Below are 22,904 nucleotides of genomic sequence, written 5' to 3'. Positions count from 1 at the left end.
GCCGGGCGCGGATCGCGCCCGGCCCCGCTGAGGTTCACCAGCCGCGGGCGCGCCACTGGGGCAGCGCGGGACGTTCCGCGCCGAGCGTGCTGTCCTTGCCGTGCCCCGGGTAGAACCAGGTCTCGTCGGGCAGCCGGTCGAAGAGCTTGTGCTCGACGTCGTCGATGAGCGCGGAGAACCGCTCCGGGTCCTTGTCGGTGTTGCCGACACCGCCGGGGAACAGGCTGTCGCCGGTGAACAGGTGCGGCGACCCCGCCGGGTCGTGGTAGAGCAGCGCGATCGAGCCGGGGGTGTGGCCCTTGACGTGGATCACCTCCAGCGCGCACTCGCCCACGGGCACGCTGTCGCCGTCGGCGAGCGTCCCGGCCTCGATCGGCAGCCCGGCCGCGTCGTCGGCGTGCACCAGCGGGCGGGCGCCCGTCTTGGCGACCACCTCCTCCAGCGCCACCCAGTGGTCCATGTGCTGGTGGGTGGTGACCACCGTGGCCAGCCCCGCGTCGCCCACCAGCTCCAGCAGCCGGGGCGCCTCGTTGGCGGCGTCGATCAGCACCTGCTCGCCGGTGGCCCGGCAGCGCAGCAGGTAGGCGTTGTTGTCCATCGGGCCGACCGACACCTTCGTGATGGTGAGCCGGTCGAGCTCGCGTACGGCCGGCGCGCCGCCGGGCGTGACGTCTCCGCTGTAGGTCATGAGGTCGTCTATATCCATTCCGGTGGTTGCGGCAGGGGGCCGTCGGGGGTGACGGTCAGCACGGTGCCCGGGCTGCGGCCGATCAGCCAGGCGGCGAGTTCGGGGGCGGAGCCGGTGACCGTGGGCGCGGCCGCCCGGTCGCCGACGACGAGTTCGTGCCGGCTGCCGTCGAAGCGCAGCACCATCGGCGGCACGTCGGCGTGGTCGGCGAGGCCGGCGGCCACCTCGTGCAGCAGTCGGTGGCCGAACGCCTCGGACCAGTCCGCCGGCCGGTAGCCGGCGTCGAGGTCCACGTGGTGCACCTCGACCTCGCGCAGCCGGCCCCAGACCAGCATGGCCGCTGGCCAGGGGCCGCGCCGCGTCTGGACGGTGGCCGCCCACCCCTCGACCGGCATCGCCGCGACGGCCTCGGCGAACCGGTCGGCCGTGCGGCGCAGGTCGTCCAGGTGGGCGGCGGGCGGGCGGGGCGCGCCGGCCTCGATGTCGGCGTCCCGGGCCGCCGCGGAGGCGTACATCGGGATCGGCTCGCCGGTGCGGGCCGCGGTGAGCAGGTTGACGAAGCCGTCGGCGTTGCGGGCCAGATGAGCCAGGACGTGCCCCCGGCTCCAGCCCGGCAGCAGCGACGCGCCGGCGAGGTCCGTGTCGTCGAAGGTGGCCGCGGTCCGCAGCAGACGGTCCGTGGCCGCGTCCACCTCGCCCGTCAGCAGAAGCGGATCCATGGTCACCCACCGACCCTATCCGCCGGTGGGCCCCCCGTCGCCGGGGAAATCGCTTTCGGCGCGTCGCGGCGCGACCTACCGTCGGCGTCGAACGCGGCACCGGAACGGCGGGGGGAGGTGGTGACCATGCCGGTAGCAGCACGCGTGCGTCAACCCGCTCCGACACCGATGAGGATGCCATGACCATCGACCTGACCGCCCTCGGCTGGGACGCCGAACGGGCGGCACACGTACCTCGACGCGGCGGCCACCGACCGGGCCGGGTGGCCCGGGTGGACCGCGGCGTCTGCACCGTGCTCTGCGCGGACGGCCCGGTCCGCGCCACCCTGGGCGGGGCGGTCCTGGCCGCCGCCGCCCGCGACCTGACCCACCTGCCCTGCGCGGGGGACTGGGTGCTGCTGGGCACCTGGCCCGACCGCAACGTCACCGTGGAGGCGGTGCTGCCCAGGCGCACCGCCCTCGTCCGGCGGACCGCCGGCAAGGACGCCAGCGGCCAGGTGCTGGCCGCCAACCTCGACGCCGCCGCCGTGGTGGAGCCGGTGCACCCCGAGCCGGACGTCGGCCGGATCGAACGGCTGCTCTCCCTGGCGCACGAGTCCGGCGCCCGGCCGCTGGTCGTGCTCACCAAGGCCGACCTCGCGGCCGACCCGCAGGCCGTCGCGCGCCAGCTCGCCGGGGTCGCCCCGGGGGTGCCGGTGCTGGCCGTCAGCGCCGAGCACGGCACCGGGCTCGAACCGCTGCGCGCCGAGGTGGCGCCCGGGCGCACGCTCGGCCTGCTCGGCCCGTCCGGCGCCGGCAAGTCGAGCCTGGTCAACGCGCTGGCCGGGGCGGCGCTGATGCCCACCCAGGCGATCCGGCGCGTCGACGGCAAGGGCCGGCACACCACCACCTGGCGGGCGCTGCTCCCGGTGCCCGGCGGTGGCGCCGTGCTGGACACCCCGGGGGTACGGGCGGTCGGCCTGCTGGACGGCTCGGCCGGGCTGGACCGGGCGTTCGCCGACATCGCCGAGCTGGCCACGGGCTGCCGGTACGCCGACTGCGGGCACGACGGGGAGCCCGCCTGCGCGGTGCGCGAGGCGTTGGAGAGCGGCGAGCTGCCGACGCGGCGCTGGGAGAGCTGGCGCCGGTTGCAGCGGGAGGTGGCGTACGAGAGCCGGCGGCGGGAGACGCGGCTGGCCGCGGAGCGGCGCGGCGGCTGGCGCGCCGGGCGGCGGCGGGCCGCCCGCCCCTGACCGGCGTACGCGGGCGGGGCCGGGAGACGACCGGCCCCGCCCGTCTCCTTCTGGGCGCGGCGGACCGGGCTGAGCTGGGGGAACGTGCCGGCGAGGGAAGTTGTCGTACCTCGGGGCTAGAGTTGCCGAGGCGCCTTTCTGCGCGCCCATCATCACTCAGACAACCGCTCAGACCAGCCTCGGAGCGGACAATTCCTCCTCATCTTCTTCACCCGGGAGTACACGGACAGTGGCCGACCGACTGATCATCCGTGGCGCGCGCGAGCACAACCTGCGTGACGTCAGTCTCGACCTGCCCCGGGACGCCCTGATCGTGTTCACGGGGCTCTCCGGGTCGGGCAAGTCGAGCCTGGCCTTCGACACGATCTTCGCCGAGGGGCAGCGCCGCTACGTCGAGTCGCTGTCGTCGTACGCGCGGCAGTTCCTCGGCCAGATGGACAAGCCGGACGTCGACTTCATCGAGGGCCTGAGCCCGGCGGTCTCCATCGACCAGAAGTCCACCTCGCGCAACCCGCGCTCGACGGTGGGCACCATCACCGAGGTCTACGACTACCTCCGGCTGCTCTTCGCCCGCATCGGCGAGCCGCACTGCCCGGTCTGCGGCGAGCGGATCTCCCGGCAGACCCCGCAGCAGATCGTCGACCGGGTCCTCGCGATGGCCGAGGGCACCAAGTTCATGGTGCTCTCGCCCGTGGTGCGCGGCCGCAAGGGCGAGTACGTGGACCTCTTCGCCGAGCTCCAGGCCAAGGGCTACGCCCGGGCCCGGGTCGACGGCGTGGTGCACCCGCTGACCGAGCCGCCGAAGCTGAAGAAGCAGGAGAAGCACACCATCGAGGTGGTGATCGACCGCCTCACGGTCAAGCCGAGCGCCAAGCAGCGGCTGACCGACTCGGTCGAGGCCGCCCTGGGCCTGTCCAACGGCCTGGTCCTGCTCGACTTCGTCGACCTGCCCGAGGACGATCCGGAACGCGAGCGGCGCTACTCCGAGCACCTGGCCTGCCCCAACGACCACCCGCTCGCGATCGAGGACCTGGAGCCCCGGGTCTTCTCCTTCAACGCGCCGTACGGCGCGTGCCCCGAGTGCACCGGCCTCGGCACCAAGAAGGAGGTCGACCCCGAGCTGGTCGTCCCCGACCCGGAGCGCACCCTGCGCGAGGGCGCGATCCAGCCCTGGTCGACCGGGCACAACCTGGAATACTTCCTGCGCCTGCTGGAGGCCCTCGGCGCGGCCGAGCACTTCGACGTCGACACGCCCTGGCGGGCCCTGCCGTCGCGGGCGCAGAAGACGATCCTGCACGGCTCCGACGACCAGGTGCACGTGCGCTACCGCAACAAGTTCGGCCGCGAGCGCTCCTACTACACCGGCTTCGAGGGCGTGGTGCAGTGGATCGAGCGCCGGCACACCGACACCGAGTCGGAGTGGTCGCGGGAGAAGTACGAGGGCTACATGCGCGACGTGCCCTGCGCGGCCTGCGGGGGCGCCCGGCTCAAGCCGGAGGTGCTCGCGGTCACCCTGGCCGGCAGGAGCATCGCCGAGGTCTGCAACCTCTCCGTCGGCGAGGCCGCCGACCTGCTCGCCGGCATCGAGCTGACCGACCGGCAGAAGATGATCGCCGAGCGGGTGCTGAAGGAGATCAACGCCCGGCTGAAGTTCCTGCTCGACGTCGGTCTCGACTACCTCTCCCTGGACCGCCCGGCCGGCACCCTCTCCGGCGGCGAGGCCCAGCGCATCCGGCTGGCCACCCAGATCGGCTCCGGCCTGGTCGGCGTGCTCTACGTCCTCGACGAGCCGTCGATCGGGCTGCACCAGCGGGACAACCACCGGCTGATCGAGACCCTGGTCCGGCTGCGCGGCCTGGGCAACACGCTGATCGTCGTCGAGCACGACGAGGACACCATCCGCACCGCGGACTGGATCGTCGACATCGGCCCGGGCGCGGGCGAGCACGGCGGCAAGATCGTGCACAGCGGGTCCGTGCCGGCGCTGCTGGAGAACCCGGAGTCGGTGACCGGTGCCTACCTGTCGGGCCGCCGGTCGATCCCGACGCCGCAGGGGCGCCGTCCGCAGACCCCGGAGCGGGAGCTGGTGGTGCACGGCGCGCGCGAGCACAACCTGCGCAACCTGACCGTCTCGTTCCCGCTCGGCCAGCTCATCGCCGTCACCGGGGTCAGCGGCTCCGGCAAGTCGACGCTGGTCAACGACATCCTCTACGCGGTGCTGGCCAACCAGATCAACGGGGCCCGGCTGGTCCCCGGCCGGCACACCCGGGTCTCCGGGCTGGAGCACGTCGACAAGGTGGTCGGCGTCGACCAGTCGCCGATCGGCCGCACGCCGCGGTCCAACCCGGCCACCTACACCGGGGTCTGGGACCACGTCCGCAAGCTCTTCGCCGAGACCACCGAGGCCAAGGTCCGGGGGTACGGCCCCGGCCGGTTCTCGTTCAACGTCAAGGGCGGCCGCTGCGAGGCGTGCTCCGGCGACGGCACCATCAAGATCGAGATGAACTTCCTGCCCGACGTGTACGTCCCGTGCGAGGTCTGCAAGGGCGCCCGCTACAACCGGGAGACCCTGGAGGTGCACTACAAGGGCAAGACCGTCTCCGACGTGCTGGAGATGCCGATCGAGGAGGCGGCCGAGTTCTTCTCCGCCATCCCGGCCATCCACCGGCACCTCAAGACGCTGGTCGACGTCGGCCTCGGCTACGTCCGGCTCGGCCAGCCCGCGCCCACGCTCTCCGGCGGCGAGGCGCAGCGGGTCAAGCTCGCCTCCGAGTTGCAGAAGCGCTCGACCGGGCGGACGGTCTACGTCCTCGACGAGCCGACCACCGGCCTGCACTTCGAGGACATCCGCAAGCTGCTGATGGTGCTCGAAGGGCTGGTCGACAAGGGCAACACGGTCATCACCATCGAGCACAACCTCGATGTGATCAAGACGGCCGACTGGCTGATCGACATGGGCCCCGAGGGCGGTCACCGGGGCGGCACGGTGCTCGCCACCGGCACCCCCGAGGAGGTCGCCGAGGTGCCCGACAGTCACACCGGCCAGTTCCTGCGGCAGGTGCTCAAGCTCGACGGCGAGGCGAAGGGCGCGGCGGCGGCCACCTCCCGGGCGGCCAAGGCCAACGGCACGAAGTCCCGCGCCCGGAAGGTGCCGGCCGGGGCGCGCTGACCGCGTGCCTCCCGACCGCCGGCACGGGGGGCGAACCGCCGATCGGGTGAACCGTCGGGCAGAGTGATCCGTGTAACCGAGTGTGGCCGCGGATCATGACCAGGCGGCGGCAGCCGAGAGAAGGGCGAGGCATGAGTGACGATCAGGGGCTGACCGGGCCGGCGACGCGGACGCGACGCGCCCTCCTCACGGGCGCGGGCGCCGTCGGCGCGGCGGTGGTCCTGGCCGCGTGCGGCAGCGACGACTCCGGCGACGGGACAGCCCCGACCAGCGGCGGACCGGCGGTGCCCAGCACCGGTGACGCCGGCGGCGGCGACCGCGAGGGCGCGCAGTCGCTGGCCCGCACGGCGGACATCCCGGTCGGCGGCGGCGCCGTCTATCCCGCCCAGGGCGTGGTGATCACCCAGCCCCGCGAGGGCGAGTTCAAGGGGTTCGACTCCATCTGCACCCACCAGGGCTGCCCGGTGACGAACGTCGACGGCGGCACCATCAACTGCACCTGCCACTTCAGCAAGTTCTCGATCGAGGACGGCTCGGTGAAGGGCGGGCCGGCCACCAAGCCGCTCCCGCCGAAGAACGTGAAGGTCACCGGCGACCAGATCTCGCTGGCCCGACCGCGCCGTGGTGCCGGCCGCACTCACCGCGCCGTGGCGGCCGCGCCGCTCCCCGGCCGCCGGTCCGCCGCCGGCGGCTTCCGCAGGGCGGCCGGCGGCAGGCCCCGTTCCAGCAGCAGGACGCCGGCGACGCCGAGGGCGTTGAGCAGCGCCAGCGCCAGCCAGGGCGCGGCGGTGCCGACCTCGTACAGGGTGCCGAAGAAGGCCGGCGCGAGCATCGAGGCGATGGCGAAGGAGTACTGGAAGGCCGCCAGGTAGCGGCCCCGGGCGGCGACCGGTGCGGCGGCCGCGGCCAGGGCGGCGGAGGCCGGCGCGTGCACCAGTTCCGCGACGGTGAACAGCAGCGTCGTCGCGATCAGCAGCGCGGCCACCACGCCGAGACGCCCCGGGCCGAGGGTGGCCATGGCGAGGCCCCAGGCCGTCCAGAGGGCCGCCGCCAGCGCGATCACGCGGGTGCGGCGGTGGTGCGGCAGGCGGGCGCCGACGGGCGCGGAGAGCAGGGCGACGAGGAACGCGTTGCCGGCCAGGACGCCCGAGGTCAGCCAGGCGGGGCCGCGCAGGTCCGTGAGCATCACCGTGGGCAGGGCCAGGCCGAGCATCATGCTGCTCAGCGCGAAGACGGTGTTGAGGCCGATGAGGGCGAGGAACGGGCGGTCCCGGAGCAGCGTCGCGTACCCGCCCCGGCCGGAACCCGCCGGGCGGACGGCGGGCGGCGGGATCCGCACGCACGCGGCGGTGAGCACCGCAGCGAGGGCGAAGCAGGCCGCCGCCGCGTACGCCACCGCGCGGTAGGTGCCCGCCCGCCCGTCGGCCACCACCACCCCGGTGGTCAGGCCCCCCACCGCCAGCCCGGCGGTGCGGGCGCCGTTGCTGATCGCGTACCAGGTGTCCCGGGTCCAGCCGCCCGGGCTGCCGTCGGCGTAGTCGGCGACCGCCGTGAAGACGGTGGACCAGAAGAACCGCACGCCGACGGCGACCAGCGCCGCCGCCACGAAGACGCCGACCGGCCCCCGCACCCAGGCGTACGCCAGGTAGCCGGCCGCCTGCAGCAGTTGAGAGGCGACGACCACCGGCAGCGCCCCCAGCCGGTCCGCCAGCGCCCCCGCCCACAGCGGCACCGGCAGGGTGAGCACCGTCGCCGCGCTGAGCAGCACCCCGAGCAGCGCCAGGGGCACGTCGGTCAGCCGCAGGAAGTACACCAGCGACAGGGGCAGGAACAGCCCGTTGCCGACGGAGTCGACGGTCAGCGCCGCCACGAGGACGGCGCCCCCTCGGCTGCGTCCCTCGGGGTGTGCGCCCATGTCCCCGTGCTCCCCTCGCGTCGCCCCGGTCCGCCAGGCGCGGATGCTAGCCGGGAGCGCTTCCGGCGGCACCGCATCGACCCGGCCCGCCGGCGGCGCGTGCGGCCAGGCGGGGACGCGGCGTTCCGGGGGCTGTCGGGGGCGCGGACTAGGCTTGCTGCCGTGGCTGACCCCTCGACCTACCGTCCCGCCCCCGGCACCATCCCGGAGTCACCGGGGGTCTACCGGTTCCGCGACGGCACCGGCCGGGTGATCTACGTCGGCAAGGCGAAGAACCTGCGCAGCCGGCTCAACTCCTACTTCGCCGACCTGTGGGGCCTGCACCAGCGCACCCAGCAGATGGTCACCACCGCCGAGTCGGTCGACTGGGTCACCGTCGGCACCGAGGTCGAGGCGCTCCAGCTCGAATACACCTGGATCAAGCAGTACGACCCGCGCTTCAACGTCCGCTACCGCGACGACAAGTCCTACCCCTACCTCGCCGTCACCCTCGACGAGGAGTTCCCCCGGTTGCAGGTGATGCGGGGCGCCAAGCGCAAGGGGGTGCGCTACTTCGGGCCCTACTCGCACGCCTGGGCGATCCGCGAGACGCTCGACCTGCTGCTGCGGGTCTTCCCGGCGCGCACCTGCTCGGCCGGGGTCTTCAAGCGGGCCGGCCAGGTCGGCCGCCCCTGCCTGCTGGGCTACATCGGCAAGTGTTCGGCCCCCTGCGTCGGCAGCGTCACCCCCGAGCGGCACCGGGAGATCGTCGACGGTTTCGTCGACTTCATGGGCGGCCGCACCGACACGATGGTGCGCCGGCTGGAACGGGAGATGACCGAGGCCAGCGAGCAGCTGGAGTTCGAGCGGGCGGCGCGGCTGCGCGACGACGTGGCCGCGCTGCGTCGGGCAATGGAGAAGCAGACCGTCGTGCTCGGCGACGGCACCGACGCCGACGTGGTCGCGTTCGCCGACGACCCCCTCGAAGCGGCCGTCCAGGTCTTCCACGTCCGCGACGGCCGGGTCCGTGGCCAGCGCGGCTGGGTGGTGGAGAAGACCGAGGAGTTGAGCACGGGCGACCTGGTGCACCACTTCTGCACCCAGGTCTACGGCGGCGAGCAGGGCGAGGCCGACGTGCCCCGCGAGCTGCTCGTGCCGGCGCTGCCCGCCGACGCCGACGCGCTGGCCGACTGGCTCTCCGGTCACCGGGGCAGCCGGGTGAGCCTGCGGGTGCCGCAGCGCGGCGACAAGCGCTCCCTGCTGGAGACGGTCGAGCGCAACGCCAAGGACGCCCTCGCCCGGCACCGGCTGCGCCGGGCCGGCGACCTGACCACCCGGAGCAAGGCGCTCGACGAGATCAGCGAGGCGCTCGACATGCGCACCTCGCCGCTGCGCATCGAGTGTTTCGACATCTCCCAGATGCAGGGCACCGACGTGGTGGCGAGCATGGTCGTCTTCGAGGACGGGCTGCCCCGCAAGAGCGAATACCGGCGCTTCATCATCCGTGGCGCCACCGACGACCTCTCCGCGATGTCCGAGGTGCTGCGTCGCCGCTTCGCCCGCTACCTCGACGCCCGCGCCGAGACCGGCGAGGCGGGCGTCGAGCCGGCCGACGACCCCGCCGCCCCGGGCGGGCAGGCCGAGCCCGACGAGCCGCGGGTCGGCGCCCTGATCGACCCGACCACCGGGCGCCCGCGCAAGTTCGCGTACCCGCCGCAGCTGGTGGTGGTCGACGGCGGTGCGCCCCAGGTCGCGGCGGCGGCCCAGGCCCTGGCGGAGCTGGGCGTCGACGACGTGGCGCTGTGCGGCCTGGCCAAGCGGCTGGAGGAGGTCTGGCTGCCCGACGACGAGTTCCCGGTCATCCTGCCGCGCACCTCGGAGGGGCTCTACCTGCTGCAACGGGTACGCGACGAGGCGCACCGCTTCGCCATCACCTTCCACCGGCAGCGGCGCTCCAAGCGGATGACCGAGTCGGCGCTGGACAGGGTGCCCGGCCTGGGGGAGGTGCGGCGCAAGGCGCTGCTGCGGCACTTCGGCTCGCTCAAGCGGCTCTCCGCGGCCACGGTGGAGGAGATCACCGAGGTGCCCGGCGTGGGCCGACGCACCGCCGAGGCGATCCTCGCCGCGCTGGGCGGCGAGGCGAAGGCCCCGGCGGCGGACTGACCGCGCCGTCTCGGCGGCGCGCCGACGCGTGGCCGGGTGGCGCGGCCGGCCGGCCGTCCACCCCCGACGCCGGCCGGGCGGCTCAGCCGACCACCGGTTCACTCGGCCAGGACGGCCAGGATCTGCTCGCCGTACTTCGCGAGCTTGTTCTCGCCGACGCCGCTGACCGCCGACAGCTCGGCCAGCGACGTGGGCGCGTCGGTGGCGATCTGCCGCAGCGTGGCGTCGTGGAAGATCACGTAGGCCGGGACGCCCTGCTCCTTGGCGGTGGCCCCCCGCCAGGCGCGCAGCCGCTCGAAGACCCCGGCGGCGGTCGGGGACAGCTCGGCGACGACGGTGGCCGCCCCGCGCGGCTTGGCCGACCGGGTCGAGGCCACCTTCTCCGGCTCGCGGCGCATCATCACCGTGCGGCGGCGGCCCAGCACCTCCGCGCTGGCCTCGGTGAGGGCCAGCGTGCCGTAGTCGCCCTCGACGGCCAGCAGCCCCTCGGCGAGCAGTTGCCGCACCACGCCGCGCCACTCGGCCTCGCGCAGCTCGCTGCCGATGCCGAAGACGGTCAGCGAGTCGTGGCCGTACTGGGTGACCTTGTCGGTCGCGCGGCCGAGCAGGATGTCGACGCAGTGCCCCGCGCCGAAGCGCTGGTTGCGTTCCCGGTCGAGCCGGAAGACCGTGGAGAGCAGCTTCTGCGCCGCGACGGTGCCGTCCCAGGACTCCGGCGGGCTGAGGCAGGTGTCGCAGTTGCCGCACGCGGCGGTGGCCTTCTCGCCGAAGTAGTCGAGCAACTGGCCGCGCCGGCAGCGGACCGTCTCGCAGAGGGCGAGCATCGCGTCGAGGTGGGCGGCGAGGTTGCGCCGGTGGGCGAGGTCGCCGTCGGAGGTCTCGATCATCTTGCGCTGCTGGACCACGTCCTGGAGCCCGTACGCCAGCCAGGCGGTCGACGGCAGCCCGTCGCGCCCGGCGCGGCCGGTCTCCTGGTAGTAGCCCTCGACCGACTTGGGCAGGTCGAGGTGGGCGACGAAGCGGACGTCCGGCTTGTCGATGCCCATGCCGAAGGCGATGGTCGCCACCATCACCAGGCCGTCCTCGCGCAGGAAGCGCTGCTGGTTGCGGGCGCGGGTCGCCGCGTCGAGGCCGGCGTGGTAGGGCAGCGCGGCGACGCCGTTGGCGGTGAGGAACTCGGCCGTCTTCTCCACCGAGGCACGCGACAGGCAGTAGACGATGCCGGCGTCGCCGGGATGCTCGTCGCGCAGCAGGCTCAGCAGCTGCCTGCGTGGCTCGCGCTTGGGCACGATCCGGTACTGGATGTTGGGCCGGTCGAAGCTGGCCACGAAGTGCCGGGCGTCGGTGAGCTTGAGCCGGGTGGCGATCTCGTCGCGGGTCGCGCTGGTCGCGGTGGCGGTGAGCGCGATGCGGGGCACGTCGGGCCAGCGCTCGTGCAGCATCGACAGGGCGAGGTAGTCGGGGCGGAAGTCGTGGCCCCACTGCGACACGCAGTGCGCCTCGTCGATGGCGAACAGGGCGATCCGGCCCCGGTCGAGCAGCTGCTGCACGCCGCGGGTGCCCAGCGCCTCCGGGGCGAGGTAGAGCAGGTCCAGCTCGCCGCCGACGAACGCCCGCTCCACCACGCGACGGGCGTCGAGATCCTGGGTCGAGTTGAGGAAGCCCGCCCGGACGCCGACCGCCGTCAGCGCGTCGACCTGGTCCTGCATCAGCGCGATCAGCGGGGAGACCACCACCGCCACGCCGTCGCGGACCAGGGCCGGGATCTGGTAGCACAGCGACTTGCCGCCGCCGGTGGGCATCAGGACCAGCGCGTCGCCGCCGGCCACCACGTGGTCGATCACCTCCTGCTGGAAGCCGCGGAAGGTGTCGTAGCCGAACACCCGGCGCAGCACCTCCAGGGCGTCGGAGGAGCGCAGGTCGGTGGGGGAAGCCATCCGGGAATTCTACGAACCCTCCCCGACAGCGGGCGGGACGCGCCCAACCCGGTGGCGTCGCCCGCGGGCGGGGCCGTCCCCGGCCGCCAGCGGGGCCCGCCGACGCCTGGCCCCGCGCTCCCCGGACGCGGCGCCGCCCCGTGTGCCTACGCGTCGCCGATCCTCCACCCCCGCGCCGCCCGGGCACCCGACCGGTACGCCGGGCCACGCTCCGCCGACGGACCGTGGCCCTGGCGGTCGATCCGCGTCAGGAGGGATAGAGTCGCAGATCGACCAGTCGCGGTCACCCGACCGCGCCACCCGTGGGGAGCAGGCAGTGAACGAGGCGCGGACGCCCGAGGCGCGGGTCGGCCAGGACCCGACACCGACGGAGTCGGACACCACCCTGGTGGTGGTCACCGGCCTCTCCGGCGGTGGCCGCAGCACGGTGGCCCGGGCGCTGGAGAACGTCGGTTTCTACGTGGTGGACAACCTGCCCCAGGCGCTCATGCTCGACATGGCCGAGCTGGCGTTCAAGGCGGGCGGGGCGGCCCGACGCACGGCGATGGTGCTGGACGTGCGCTCGCGCGCCTTCTCCACGGACCTGGCGGGGGCGATCCGGGAGCTGAAGGAACGTGGCTTCTCGCCCCGGGTGGTCTTCGTCGACGCCGACGACGAGGTGCTGATCCGGCGGTTCGAGAGCGTCCGGCGCTCGCACCCGTTGCAGGGCGACGGGCGGCTCGCCGACGGCATCGCGGTCGAGCGCGGCCTGCTGGAGGAGGCCCGCGACCAGGCCGACGTGATCATCGACACCAGCCACCTGAACGTCAACCAGCTGCGTCGCCGCGTCGAGGAGCTCTTCGGCGGCGAGGACGCCCGCCGGCTGCGCGTCACCGTGCTCTCCTTCGGCTTCAAGTACGGCCTGCCGCCGGACGCCGACTTCGTGCTCGACGCCCGGTTCCTGCCGAATCCGTACTGGGTGCCGGAGCTGCGCGAGCACACCGGCCGCGACGAGGCGGTCAGCTCGTACGTGCTGGGGCAGGAGGGCGCGGACGCCTTCGTCGGGTCGTACGCCGACCTGGTGAACGCCACCACCGCCGGCTTCGAGCGGGAGGGCAAGCGCTACCTGACGGTGGCGGTCGGCTGCACCGGCGGCAAGCACCGCAGCGTGGCCATCGCCGAGGAGTTGGCGGCCCGGCTGCGCCACTCCGGCCTGGCCGCCAACGCCCAGCACCGCGACCTGGGGCGCGAGTGACGGCGACGCGGGTGGTCGCCTTCGGCGGCGGGCACGGCCTGTCCGCCTCGCTGCGCGCCCTGCGCCGTTGCGCCCCCGAGCTGGACCTCGACATCACGGCGGTGGTCACCGTCGGCGACGACGGCGGCTCCAGCGGCCGGCTGCGCGCCGAGCGGGGCGGCCTGCCCCCGGGCGACCTGCGGCAGGCGCTGGTCGCGCTGGCGGGCGACCACCCCGCCACCCGGCGCAGTGCCGGGCTCTTCCAGCACCGCTTCGCCGAGGTGCCGCCGTCGTACGCCGGCGGGACGCGCCCCGCCGCCGGCGGATCGGCGAAGCACCGCTCTGCCGTCTCCGGCGGCGACGGGGCCGTCTCCGGCCCGGAGCCGGCCGGGGCCGCCGCAGTGGCGGCCGGCGGGCGGGCGGGTGCCGGCGCGGCCGGGCGCGTCGACGGGCTGGCCGGGCACGCGGTGGGCAACCTGGTGCTCTGCGGGCTGATGGAGCTGCTGGGCGACCCGGTGGCCGCGCTGGAGCACGCCGGCGCGATGCTCGGCGCGGTGGGCCGGGTGCTGCCGATGTCGTGCGAGCCGGTGGGGATCGAGGCGCGGGTGCGCGGCGCCGACCCGCGCCGGCCGGACGAGGTGCGCACGATCACGGGCCAGCACCAGGTCGCGGTGACCACCGGCCGGGTGGAGTCGTTGCGGCTCACCCCGGCCGCGCCGGAGGCATGTCCGCAGGCGGTCGCCGCGATCGGCGCGGCCGACTGGTTGATCTTCGGGCCGGGCAGTTGGTACACGAGCGTGCTGCCGCACCTGCTGGTGCCCCAGCTCGCCGCCGCGATCGTCGCCAGCCCGGCGCGGCGGCTCGTCACGCTGAACCTCGCCGCCGAGAAGGAGACCTCCGGGCTCTCCCAGGCCGACCACCTGGCCGCGCTGCGCTGGTACCTGCCGGAGCTGAGGATCGACCGTGTGGTCGCCGATTCCAAGGCGGCGGGTGACCCCGAACCGGTCGAACGTGCGGCAGAATCGCTGGGTGCCCGCCTGGTCCTCGCTCCCGTCGCGGTCACCGACGGCACTCCCCGTCATGATCCGGCCGCCCTGGGCGCCGCACTGGTGCCTGTCCTGGGCGCCGATCGTTAGACACGTACGTAATCTCCGGCGACACGCCGGAACAGGTCCGTGAGGGGACGCACAATGGCGATGACGGCTGCGGTCAAGGACGAGCTGAGTCGGGTCGACGTGCCCAAGCCCTGCTGCCGGCGGGCGGAGATGGCGGCGCTGCTGCGCTTCGCCGGCGGGCTGCACATCGTCTCCGGTCGGGTCGTGGTGGAGGCCGAACTCGACACCGGGGCGGTGGCCCGACGGCTGCGGCGGGAGATCGCCGAGGTCTACGGCTATCCGAGCGAGATCCACGTGCTCGCCTCCGGTGGCCTGCGCAAGGGCAGCCACTTCATCGTGCGGGTGGTCAAGGACGGCGAGGCGCTGGCGCGGCAGACCGGGCTGCTCGACGTCCGGGGACGCCCGGTGCGGGGCCTGCCGCCGCACGTCGTCGCCGCGAACGTCTGCTGCGCGGTGTCGGCCTGGCGGGGCGCGTTCATGGCGCACGGCTCGCTGACCGAGCCGGGCCGCTCCAGCGCGCTGGAGATCACCTGTCCCGGCCCGGAGTCCGCGCTGGCCCTGGTGGGTGCGGCCCGTCGCATCGGCATCACCGCGAAGAACCGCGAGGTGCGCGGCGTGGACCGGGTGGTGGTCAAGGACGGCGACGCGATCGCGGCGCTGCTCACCCGCATCGGCGCCCACTCCAGCGTGCTGGCCTGGGAGGAGCGCCGGGTGCGCCGCGAGGTGCGGGCCACGGCGAACCGGCTGGCGAACTTCGACGACGCCAACCTGCGCCGCTCGGCGCGGGCCGCGGTCGCCGCGGCGGCCCGGGTGACCCGGGCGCTGGAGATCCTCGCCGACGACGCGCCCAACCACCTCACCTCGGCCGGTCGGCTGCGCCTGGAGCACCGGCAGGCCTCGCTGGAGGAGCTGGGCGCGCTGGCGGATCCGCCGTTGACCAAGGACGCGATCGCCGGCCGGATCCGCCGGTTGCTGGCGCTGGCCGACAAGCGGGCCCGGGACCTGGGCATCCCGGATACGGAAGCGGCCGTCACGCCCGACATGCTCGTGGTCTGATAGGACGGTGCGGTCGGCGGTGCCGGTGGGATCACCACCCGGCGCTGCACTGCGCCGCACGCTCGGATAAGGTCGCTGCGTACGGCAAGGGGGCCGGCACAGGCACTCCTCGCCGTGCACACCGCCTCGGGCGGTCAGGTCCTTCGAGACCGCGGCGGGGTGGCCGAGATGAACCGTCAACGGCCGGCTCCAACGGTCGGCGCACACACCTCCGCCGGCCCGGGTCTTACGCCGGCGGACCAGAACGCAAGGAGATGGGACCTGTGACCATCCGGGTTGGCATCAACGGCTTCGGCCGGATCGGCCGCAACTTCTTCCGGGCAGTGCTGGCGTCCGGCGCTGACATCGAGGTCGTGGCGGTCAACGACCTGACCGACAACGCGACGCTCGCCCACCTGCTCAAGTACGACAGCATCCTGGGTCGCCTCCCGCACGAGGTGAAGGCCACCGCCGACGAGATCACCGTGGGCGGCAAGACCATCAAGGCGTACGCCGAGAAGGACCCGGCGAAGCTGCCGTGGGGCGAGGTCGGCGCGGACGTGGTCATCGAGTCCACCGGCTTCTTCACCGACGCCACCAAGGCGAAGGCGCACGTCGACGGCGGGGCCAAGAAGGTCATCATCTCCGCTCCGGCGAAGAACGAGGACGTCACGGTCGTCATGGGCGTGAACCACGACCAGTACGACCCGGCCAAGCACACCATCATCTCGAACGCCTCCTGCACCACCAACTGCCTCGCGCCGATGGCGAAGGTCCTGCACGACACGTTCGGCATCCAGCACGGCCTGATGACGACGATCCACGCGTACACGCAGGACCAGAACCTGCAGGACGCGCCGCACAAGGACCTGCGTCGGGCCCGCGCCGCCGCGCTGAACATCGTGCCGACCTCGACCGGCGCGGCGAAGGCGATCGGCCTGGTGCTGCCGGAGCTGAAGGGCAAGCTGGACGGCTACGCCCTGCGGGTGCCGATCCCGACCGGCTCGACCACCGACCTCACCGTCAACGTCAACCGTGAGACCACGGTGGACGAGGTCAACGCCGCGCTGAAGGCCGCCGCCGAGGGCCCGCTCAAGGGCATCCTGGTCTACAACGAGGACCCGATCGTCTCGTCGGACATCGTCACCGACCCGGCGTCGTGCATCTTCGACGCGCCGCTGACCAAGGTCGTCGGCAACCAGGTCAAGGTCGTCGGCTGGTACGACAACGAGTGGGGCTACTCGAACCGCCTGGTCGACCTGGTCAAGCTGGTCGGTCAGTCGCTGTGAGCATCCGTACCCTCGACGACCTGCTCGCCGAGGGGGTGTCGGGTCGGCGCGTGCTGGTGCGCGCCGACCTGAACGTCCCGCTCGACAAGCAGTCCGGTGACATCACGGACGACGGCCGGATCCGCGCCGTGCTGCCCACCCTGAGCGCCCTCACCGGAGCCGGCGCCAAGGTGGTCGTCTGCTCGCACCTGGGTCGCCCGAAGGGCGCCCCGGACCCGCAGTTCAGCCTGCGCCCGGTCGCCGGGCGCCTCGGCGAGCTGCTCGGCGCGCCCGTGCGCTTCGCCACCGACACCGTCGGCGAGTCGGCCCGATCCACGGTGGACGCGCTCGCCGACGGCGAGGTCGCGCTGCTGGAGAACCTGCGCTTCAACTCCGGCGAGACCAGCAAGGACGAGGCCGAGCGGAGCGCCTTCGCCGACCAGCTCGCCGCGTTCGGCGACGCCTACGTCGACGACGCGTTCGGCGCGGTGCACCGCAAGCACGCGAGCGTCCACGACGTGCCGGCCCGGCTGCCGCACGTCGCCGGCCGGCTGGTGCTGCGCGAGGTGGAGGTCCTGTCCCGGCTGACCGGTGAGCCGGAGCGCCCGTACGTCGTGGTGCTCGGCGGCTCGAAGGTCTCCGACAAGCTGGCGGTGATCGAGGCGCTGCTGCCGACGGTCGACCGGCTGCTCATCGGCGGCGGCATGTGCTTCACCTTCCTCAAGGCGCAGGGCCACGAGGTGGGCTCCTCGCTGCTGGAGGAGGAGATGGTCGAGACCTGCCGCAACCTGCTGGAGCGCTCCGAGGGCAAGATCATGCTCCCGGTCGACGTGGTGGCCGCGGACGCGTTCGCCCCGGACGCCGCGCACGACACCGTGCCGGCCGACGGCATCCCCAGCAAGCGGGTCGGGCTCGACATCGGGCCGGAGACGGTCGCCGGGTTCGCCGCCGCCCTCAAGGGCGCACGGACGATCTTCTGGAACGGCCCGATGGGCGTGTTCGAGATGCCGGCGTTCGCCCACGGCACCCGCGGGATCGCCGAGACGATCGCGAAGACCGACGCGTTCACCGTCGTCGGTGGCGGTGACTCCGCCGCCGCGGTGCGGGCGCTCGGGCTGGACGAGTCGTCCTTCGGGCACATCTCCACCGGCGGTGGCGCCTCCCTGGAATACCTGGAGGGCAAGACCCTCCCCGGCATCGCGGCCCTGGAGAACTGATGGCGAGCGTCACCCGCCGGCCCCTGATGGCCGGCAACTGGAAGATGAACTGCAACCACCTCGAGGCCAACCTGCTGGTGCAGAAGCTGGCGGCCAGCCTCACCGAGAAGCAGCTCACCGACGTCGAGACGGTGGTCCTGCCGCCGTTCACCGACCTGCGTACGGTGCAGACGGCCGTCGACGGCGACAAGCTGCTCATCGGCTACGGCGCACAGGACCTCTCGCCGCACGCGTCGGGGGCCTACACCGGGGACATCTCCGGCCCGATGCTGGCGAAGCTGGGCTGCACCTACGTGGTGATCGGGCACTCGGAGCGGCGCGCCTACCACCACGAGGACGACGCGATCGTCAACGCCAAGGTGCAGGCCGCGCTGACCCACGGGCTCACCCCGATCCTCTGCGTGGGGGAGGGGCTCGACGTCCGGGACAAGGGCACCCACGTGGCGCACTGCAGCGACCAGCTCGACGGCGCCCTGAAGGGGCTCACCGCCGAGCAGGTGGAGAAGGTCGTGGTGGCGTACGAGCCGGTCTGGGCGATCGGCACGGGCAAGACGGCCACCCCGGAGGACGCCCAGGAGGTCTGCGGCGCGGTCCGTCAGCGCCTGGCCGAGTCCTTCGGCCAGGACACCGCCGACAAGGTCCGGGTCCTCTACGGCGGCTCGGTCAAGTCCTCGAACGTCGCGGCGATCATGGCCCAGCCGGACGTCGACGGGGCGCTCGTGGGCGGCGCGAGCCTGGACGCCGAGGAGTTCGCGAAGATCTGCCGGTTCCCGGAGCACATCTCCCGCTGATCGCTCGCTATCCTTGACTCCGCCCGTCCGTCGGTCGGTGCCGCCGTGCCCGATCTGCCCGGGCGAGGATCGTAACGAGAGGACTGACCCCAGCCATGCCGATCTGGTTCGCATACACGTTGATCGTGTTGCTGGTCATCACGAGCATCCTGCTGACGATGCTGATCCTGCTGCACCGCGGTAAGGGCGGCGGGTTGTCGAGCATGTTCGGCGGTGGCGTCAGCTCCAGCCTCGCCGGTTCTTCCGTGGCGGAGAAGAACCTGGACCGCTACACCGTCCTGGTGGGCATCGTCTGGTTCGCCTGCATCGTCGGGCTGGGGCTCTGGCTCCGCCTCCAGATGGCCAGCGGCACCGTCTGAGCCCGCCGAGTACAATCTGCGCGCGGCCCGTCACCGACGGGCCGCGCGCAGTTCGTTTCATCCGCTGCACCGCGTCGCCCGCCGCCCTCTCCGCGGCGGTTCCCCTCCGACGACAGGAGCGAGCAGCCGTGCCCATTGGCAACGTCATCCGGGGCACCCGGGTCGGATCCGCGCCCGACCACCGCGCCGCGCGCCACCAACCGGCCCCGTGCCGGACGGTGGCCTACTGGTGCCGCAACGACCACCACACCCAGATCCGGCTCGCCGCCGAGGTCGAGGCGTCGGAGGTGTGGGACTGCCCGCGGTGCGGCCTCCCCGCCGGCCAGGATGCGCAGAACCCGCCGGGCCGCGCCCGGCCCGAGCCCTACAAGACCCACCTGGCGTACGTGAAGGAGCGGCGCACCGCGGAGGAGGGGGCGGCCATCCTGGCCGAGGCCCTCGCCGACCTGCGCCGCCGGCGTGGCCGTCCGGTCAGCTAGGCGGCGTTCCGTCCACGACGGGTGAGGGCCCCCCGTCGACGCCAGGCGTCGGCAGGGGGCCCTCTCCCACCCTCAGCGCAGGCTGCGCAGGCGGGCCGGCACGTCGGCCGCCGCCGCCCGGTCCAGCAGCCACAGGGTCCGGCCCGTGCCCTGCACGCCGGCCGCCGGCAGTTGCACCGGCCCGGCCCCGGCCAGCGCCATGCCGACCGCCTGTGCCTTGTCCGCCCCGCTGGCCACCAGCCAGACCTCCTCGGCCGTGTTGATGGCCGAAAGGGTCAGCGTGGTCCGCACCGGCGGGGGTTTCGGGCTGCCCCGCACCGCGCTGACCGGCCGGCTGTCGTGGTGCACCGGGTGCTCGGGGAAGACCGAGGCGACGTGCCCGTCCTCGCCGACGCCCAGCATCAGCACGTCGAAGTGGGGGAGCGCGGCGTGCCCCGGACGCGCCGCGCGGGCCAGTTCCTCGGCGTACCGTGCCGCCGCCTCCTCCGGGTCGGGCCCGGTCGGGCCGTCGGACGCCGGCATCGCGTGGACCCGGGCCGGGTCCAGCGGCACCGCGTCCAGCAGCGTGGCGCGGGCCTGGGTCTCGTTGCGCTCGGGGTCGCCGGCGGGCAGGAACCGCTCGTCGCCCCACCACACGTCCACCCGGGACCAGTCCACGGCGTCGCGCGCCGGCAACGCCGCCACCGCCCGGTGCACCGCGGCGGCGATCCGCCCGCCGGTCAGCACCACCGACGCCTGGCCCCGCTCGGCCTGCGCGTCGAGCAGCTTGACCACCAACCGGGCGGCCACCGCCTGGGCCAGCAGGTCGGCGTCGGCGTGGACGGCGACACTCGCCTCACTCATCTGTGTGCCTTCGTTTCTCCGGCCGTCGCGCGGCCGGTCTTCCGTGGTGCCCCCGGCAGTCGGGCGCTCAGTGCTCGGCGCTCGTTCCCGCGTGCGCGGTGACGCCCGCCTCGGCCCGCTGGGCCGTGGCCGGGTCCTTCCAGACGTGTACCCGCTGCGGCGGGCGCTGGTCGAGGTCGGTCAGCCCGGCCGCCGTGCCCAGCGCCTCCGCGTACACCTGGTCGGCGTCGAGCCGGCGCAGTTCCTCGGCCAGTTCGTCGCCGAGGGGCCGGCGGACGAGCGGCAACTGCCGGTCCTCCTGGCCGGTACGCCGGAACGTCGCCACGCTGTCGTCCCGGGTCAGCGTCAGCGTGTCGCCGTTGGCGCAGCGCAGCTGCACCTCCCGCATCCGGGGGGACGCGTCGCTGGGCTCCCACACCGGCTCGATGCCGAGCCGTGCGGCCAGCCAGCCCTGCATCAGCGCGGCGGTCGGGTCGGTGGGCGGGGCCACCACGGTCGCCTCGGTCACCCTGGCCTGGGTGGTGTCGAACGCCCCCGCCACGAGCGTGCGCCACGGGGTGATCCGGGTCCACGCCAGGTCGGTGTCGCCGGGCGCGTAGTCCCGGGCCCGCTGGTGCAGCGCCTCGATCGGGTCGCCGGCCTGCGCGGAGTCGGTGATCCGCCGGTCGGCCACCACGCCCAGGAAGTCCGTGGCGATCTCGGCCGGCGGCTCGCCGTGCCACCACGTCACCACCGGCACGTCCGGCACCAGCAGCGGCATCACGACCGACTCGGCGTGCAGGGCGAGCCGCCCGTACATCCGGGTGACCACCGCCTCGCACGGGCCGAGCCGGCCGCCGACGACGATCTCCGCGTCCAGCCGGTTGCGCTCGCGCTCCACGTCGGTGCGGACCACCACCACCAGCCGGCAGGGGTGGGCGGCGGCCGCTATGGTCGCCGCCGCCTCCGCCTCGCGGACCCGCTTCTCGTCCACCACCACGATGAGGGTCAGCGCCATGCCGCTGGCCACCCCACCGGCGCTGCGCCGCTCGGCGGCCAGCGCCTTGACCACCTCGTTGCCGGTGGTGTCCCACAGGCCGATCAACGGAGCCTCCTGGTTTGCTCGCTGCGCCTGCTCACGGCACCTGCCTTCGTTCGCGACTGCGGGGCTCGCAGAACCGGCTCACTCCTCGCGCTCACGGCACCTGCCTTCGTTCGCGACTGCGGGGCTCGCAGAACCGGCTCACTCCTCGCGCTCACGCCCGCCGCCACGCCCGGCCCTCGCGGGCCAGCATCTCGTCGGCGGCCCGGGGGCCCCACTCGCCGGCCCGGTACGGCTCCGGCCTGGTGCCCGCCCACGCGTGCTCCAGCGGGTCCACCACCTGCCAGCTCTGCTCGACCTCGGCGGCGTCCGGGAAGAGGGTGCGGTCACCGATCAGCACGTCCAGCACGAGCCGCTCGTACGCCTCGGGGCTGGACTCGGTGAACGCCTCGCCGTACTGGAAGTCCATCGCGATGTCGCGGACCTCCATCGTGGTGCCGGGCACCTTGGAGCCGAACTTGAGCACGACGCCCTCGTCCGGCTGCACCCGGATCACGAGCTGGTTGTTGCCCAGCGACTCCATGTCGGCTTCGTTGAACGGCAGGTGCGGCGCCCTCTTGAACATGATGGCGACCTCGGTGACGCGGCGCGGCAGCCGCTTGCCGGCCCGGATGTAGAACGGCACCTCCGCCCAGCGGCGGTTCTGGATGCCGAGCCGGACGGCCACGTAGGTCTCCGTGGTCGAGTCCGCCGGGACGCCCTCCTCCTCCAGGTACCCGACGGCCCGCTCGCCGCCCACCCAGCCGGGCAGGTACTGGCCGCGCACGGTGCCCTCGGCGACGTCCTTCGGCAGGGTGATCGCCCGGAGCACCTTGAGCTTCTCCGTGCGGATCTCGTCGGCGTCGAAGCTCGTCGGCTCCTCCATCGCCACCAGCGCCAGCAGCTGGAGCAGGTGGTTCTGGAGCACGTCGCGGGCCGCGCCGGCCGAGTCGTAGAAGCCGGCGCGGGTGCCGATGCCGACGTCCTCGGCCATGGTGATCTGCACCGAGTCGACGTACTTGGAGTTCCACAGCGGCTCGAACAGGTTGTTGGCGAACCGCAGGGCGAGGATGTTCTGGACGGTCTCCTTGCCCAGGTAGTGGTCGATGCGGAAGACGTCCTTGCGGGTGAAGACGTCGTCGACCAGGTCGTTGAGCGCCTTCGCCGAGGGCAGGTCGTGCCCGAAGGGCTTCTCCACCACCACCCGGCGCCAGCCGCCGGACTTGGCGTTGTCGGCCATCCCGGTGCGGGCCAGCTGCTTGAGGACCACGGGGAACGCCGCCGGGGGGATGGAGAAGTAGAAGGCGGCGTTGCCCGGGATGCCGTGCGTCTGGCGCAGCTCGTCCAGCATCTCCGAGAGGTGGTCGAACGCGGCGTCGTCGTCGAACGAGCCGCCGACGAACTTGATGTTGCCCGCCAGCCGCGCCCACACCTCCTCCCGCCAGGGGGTGCGCGCGTGCTTCTTGGCCGCCTCGTGGGCGAGCGACTCGAAGTCCCCGTCGCCCCAGTCCCGGCGGGCGAAGCCGAGCACGGCGAAGCCCGGGGGCAGCAGCCCCCGGTTCGCCAGGTCGTACACGGCGGGCAGGAGCTTCTTGCGGGCCAGGTCACCGGTGACGCCGAAGATCACCAGAGCGCACGACTCCGGGATCCTCGGCAGCCGGCGGTCCTGCGGGTCGCGCAGCGGGTTCACGCCGCCTCCTCGCTCCGCGTCGTCCATGGTCC

Annotated in this window: 18 protein-coding genes and 1 pseudogene; 12 read left to right on the top strand and 7 right to left on the bottom strand. The window is 73.6% G+C overall.

The window, feature by feature from the left end; all coding sequences use genetic code 11:
* Positions 1–34: 34 nt before the first annotated feature.
* Positions 35–688 carry an MBL fold metallo-hydrolase gene (locus ACSNN9_RS05905; RefSeq protein ID WP_436671611.1) on the bottom strand — a complete coding sequence of 218 codons (654 nt, stop codon included), beginning with the start codon at positions 686–688 and terminating at the stop codon, positions 35–37.
* Positions 689–696: 8 nt separating this feature from the next.
* Entirely contained in the window at positions 697–1,413 is a 717-nt protein-coding gene (locus ACSNN9_RS05900) for a maleylpyruvate isomerase family mycothiol-dependent enzyme (protein ID WP_436671610.1), read from the bottom strand.
* Between the two features lie 173 nt (positions 1,414–1,586).
* Between ACSNN9_RS05900 and rsgA the strand changes: the two genes are divergently transcribed.
* The 3 genes and pseudogenes from rsgA to ACSNN9_RS05885 all read left to right on the top strand — a co-directional run.
* Positions 1,587–2,639, top strand: coding sequence for a ribosome small subunit-dependent GTPase A (rsgA, locus tag ACSNN9_RS05895; RefSeq protein WP_436671608.1), 1,053 nt, complete (start codon positions 1,587–1,589; stop codon positions 2,637–2,639).
* A 229-nt stretch (positions 2,640–2,868) separates the two neighbouring features.
* The gene (uvrA, locus tag ACSNN9_RS05890) at positions 2,869–5,808 is read left to right on the top strand and encodes an excinuclease ABC subunit UvrA (RefSeq protein ID WP_436671606.1); all 2,940 of its coding nucleotides are present in this window, start codon (positions 2,869–2,871) and stop codon (positions 5,806–5,808) included.
* Between the two features lie 131 nt (positions 5,809–5,939).
* A pseudogene (locus tag ACSNN9_RS05885) lies at positions 5,940–6,419 on the top strand (Rieske (2Fe-2S) protein); the annotation flags it as partial.
* A gap of 26 nt (positions 6,420–6,445) precedes the next feature.
* Here the strand turns inward: ACSNN9_RS05885 and ACSNN9_RS05880 are convergent.
* The gene (locus ACSNN9_RS05880; RefSeq protein ID WP_436671604.1) at positions 6,446–7,723 is read right to left on the bottom strand and encodes an MFS transporter; all 1,278 of its coding nucleotides are present in this window, start codon (positions 7,721–7,723) and stop codon (positions 6,446–6,448) included.
* Positions 7,724–7,885: 162 nt separating this feature from the next.
* Between ACSNN9_RS05880 and uvrC the strand changes: the two genes are divergently transcribed.
* Positions 7,886–9,865: an excinuclease ABC subunit UvrC gene (uvrC, locus tag ACSNN9_RS05875; protein WP_436671602.1), complete on the top strand. Its 1,980-nt coding sequence runs from the start codon at positions 7,886–7,888 to the stop codon at positions 9,863–9,865.
* Between the two features lie 98 nt (positions 9,866–9,963).
* Here uvrC and recQ read toward each other — a convergent pair whose 3' ends face one another.
* Positions 9,964–11,802, bottom strand: coding sequence for a DNA helicase RecQ (gene recQ / locus ACSNN9_RS05870; protein WP_436671600.1), 1,839 nt, complete (start codon positions 11,800–11,802; stop codon positions 9,964–9,966).
* 316 nt (positions 11,803–12,118) lie between these two features.
* Here recQ and rapZ point away from each other — a divergent pair, with 316 nt between their 5' ends.
* The 8 genes from rapZ to ACSNN9_RS05830 all read left to right on the top strand — a co-directional run bounded on the left by rapZ (position 12,119) and on the right by ACSNN9_RS05830 (position 19,279).
* A complete protein-coding gene (gene rapZ, locus ACSNN9_RS05865) occupies positions 12,119–13,036 on the top strand; it encodes an RNase adapter RapZ (protein WP_436671599.1) in 918 nt (305 codons plus the stop codon).
* On the top strand, positions 13,033–14,151 hold the full coding sequence (locus ACSNN9_RS05860; protein ID WP_436671598.1) for a gluconeogenesis factor YvcK family protein: 1,119 nt from the start codon (positions 13,033–13,035) through the stop codon (positions 14,149–14,151). The genes rapZ and ACSNN9_RS05860 overlap by 4 nt, the downstream gene beginning before the upstream one ends.
* A gap of 54 nt (positions 14,152–14,205) precedes the next feature.
* A complete protein-coding gene (whiA, locus tag ACSNN9_RS05855) occupies positions 14,206–15,186 on the top strand; it encodes a DNA-binding protein WhiA (protein ID WP_076467662.1) in 981 nt (326 codons plus the stop codon).
* A gap of 263 nt (positions 15,187–15,449) precedes the next feature.
* Positions 15,450–16,454 carry a type I glyceraldehyde-3-phosphate dehydrogenase gene (gene gap / locus ACSNN9_RS05850; protein WP_393103754.1) on the top strand — a complete coding sequence of 335 codons (1,005 nt, stop codon included), beginning with the start codon at positions 15,450–15,452 and terminating at the stop codon, positions 16,452–16,454.
* Positions 16,451–17,650, top strand: coding sequence for a phosphoglycerate kinase (locus ACSNN9_RS05845; RefSeq protein WP_436671595.1), 1,200 nt, complete (start codon positions 16,451–16,453; stop codon positions 17,648–17,650). Before gap ends, ACSNN9_RS05845 begins: the two co-directional genes overlap by 4 nt.
* Complete coding sequence (gene tpiA, locus ACSNN9_RS05840; protein WP_436671593.1) at positions 17,650–18,441, top strand: triose-phosphate isomerase; 792 nt, start codon at positions 17,650–17,652, stop codon at positions 18,439–18,441. The genes ACSNN9_RS05845 and tpiA overlap by 1 nt, the downstream gene beginning before the upstream one ends.
* A 95-nt stretch (positions 18,442–18,536) precedes the next feature.
* Positions 18,537–18,800, top strand: coding sequence for a preprotein translocase subunit SecG (gene secG / locus ACSNN9_RS05835; RefSeq protein WP_121400676.1), 264 nt, complete (start codon positions 18,537–18,539; stop codon positions 18,798–18,800).
* A 128-nt stretch (positions 18,801–18,928) separates the two neighbouring features.
* The gene (locus tag ACSNN9_RS05830) at positions 18,929–19,279 is read left to right on the top strand and encodes an RNA polymerase-binding protein RbpA (RefSeq protein ID WP_436671590.1); all 351 of its coding nucleotides are present in this window, start codon (positions 18,929–18,931) and stop codon (positions 19,277–19,279) included.
* 72 nt (positions 19,280–19,351) lie between these two features.
* Here the strand turns inward: ACSNN9_RS05830 and pgl are convergent, their stop codons facing one another.
* The 3 genes from pgl to zwf form a co-directional block, all read right to left on the bottom strand.
* Complete coding sequence (gene pgl / locus ACSNN9_RS05825) at positions 19,352–20,122, bottom strand: 6-phosphogluconolactonase (protein ID WP_436671588.1); 771 nt, start codon at positions 20,120–20,122, stop codon at positions 19,352–19,354.
* Between the two features lie 67 nt (positions 20,123–20,189).
* Entirely contained in the window at positions 20,190–21,206 is a 1,017-nt protein-coding gene (locus ACSNN9_RS05820; protein WP_436671587.1) for a glucose-6-phosphate dehydrogenase assembly protein OpcA, read from the bottom strand.
* Between the two features lie 151 nt (positions 21,207–21,357).
* Positions 21,358–22,899, bottom strand: coding sequence for a glucose-6-phosphate dehydrogenase (gene zwf, locus ACSNN9_RS05815; RefSeq protein ID WP_436671585.1), 1,542 nt, complete (start codon positions 22,897–22,899; stop codon positions 21,358–21,360).
* Positions 22,900–22,904: the final 5 nt, after the last annotated feature.

This window comes from Micromonospora sp. URMC 107 (assembly GCF_051386315.1).
Classification (GTDB): Bacteria; Actinomycetota; Actinomycetes; order Mycobacteriales; family Micromonosporaceae; genus Micromonospora.
Note: the sequence above shows the minus strand (reverse complement) of the source record. Positions and strands in the feature narration are given on the sequence as shown.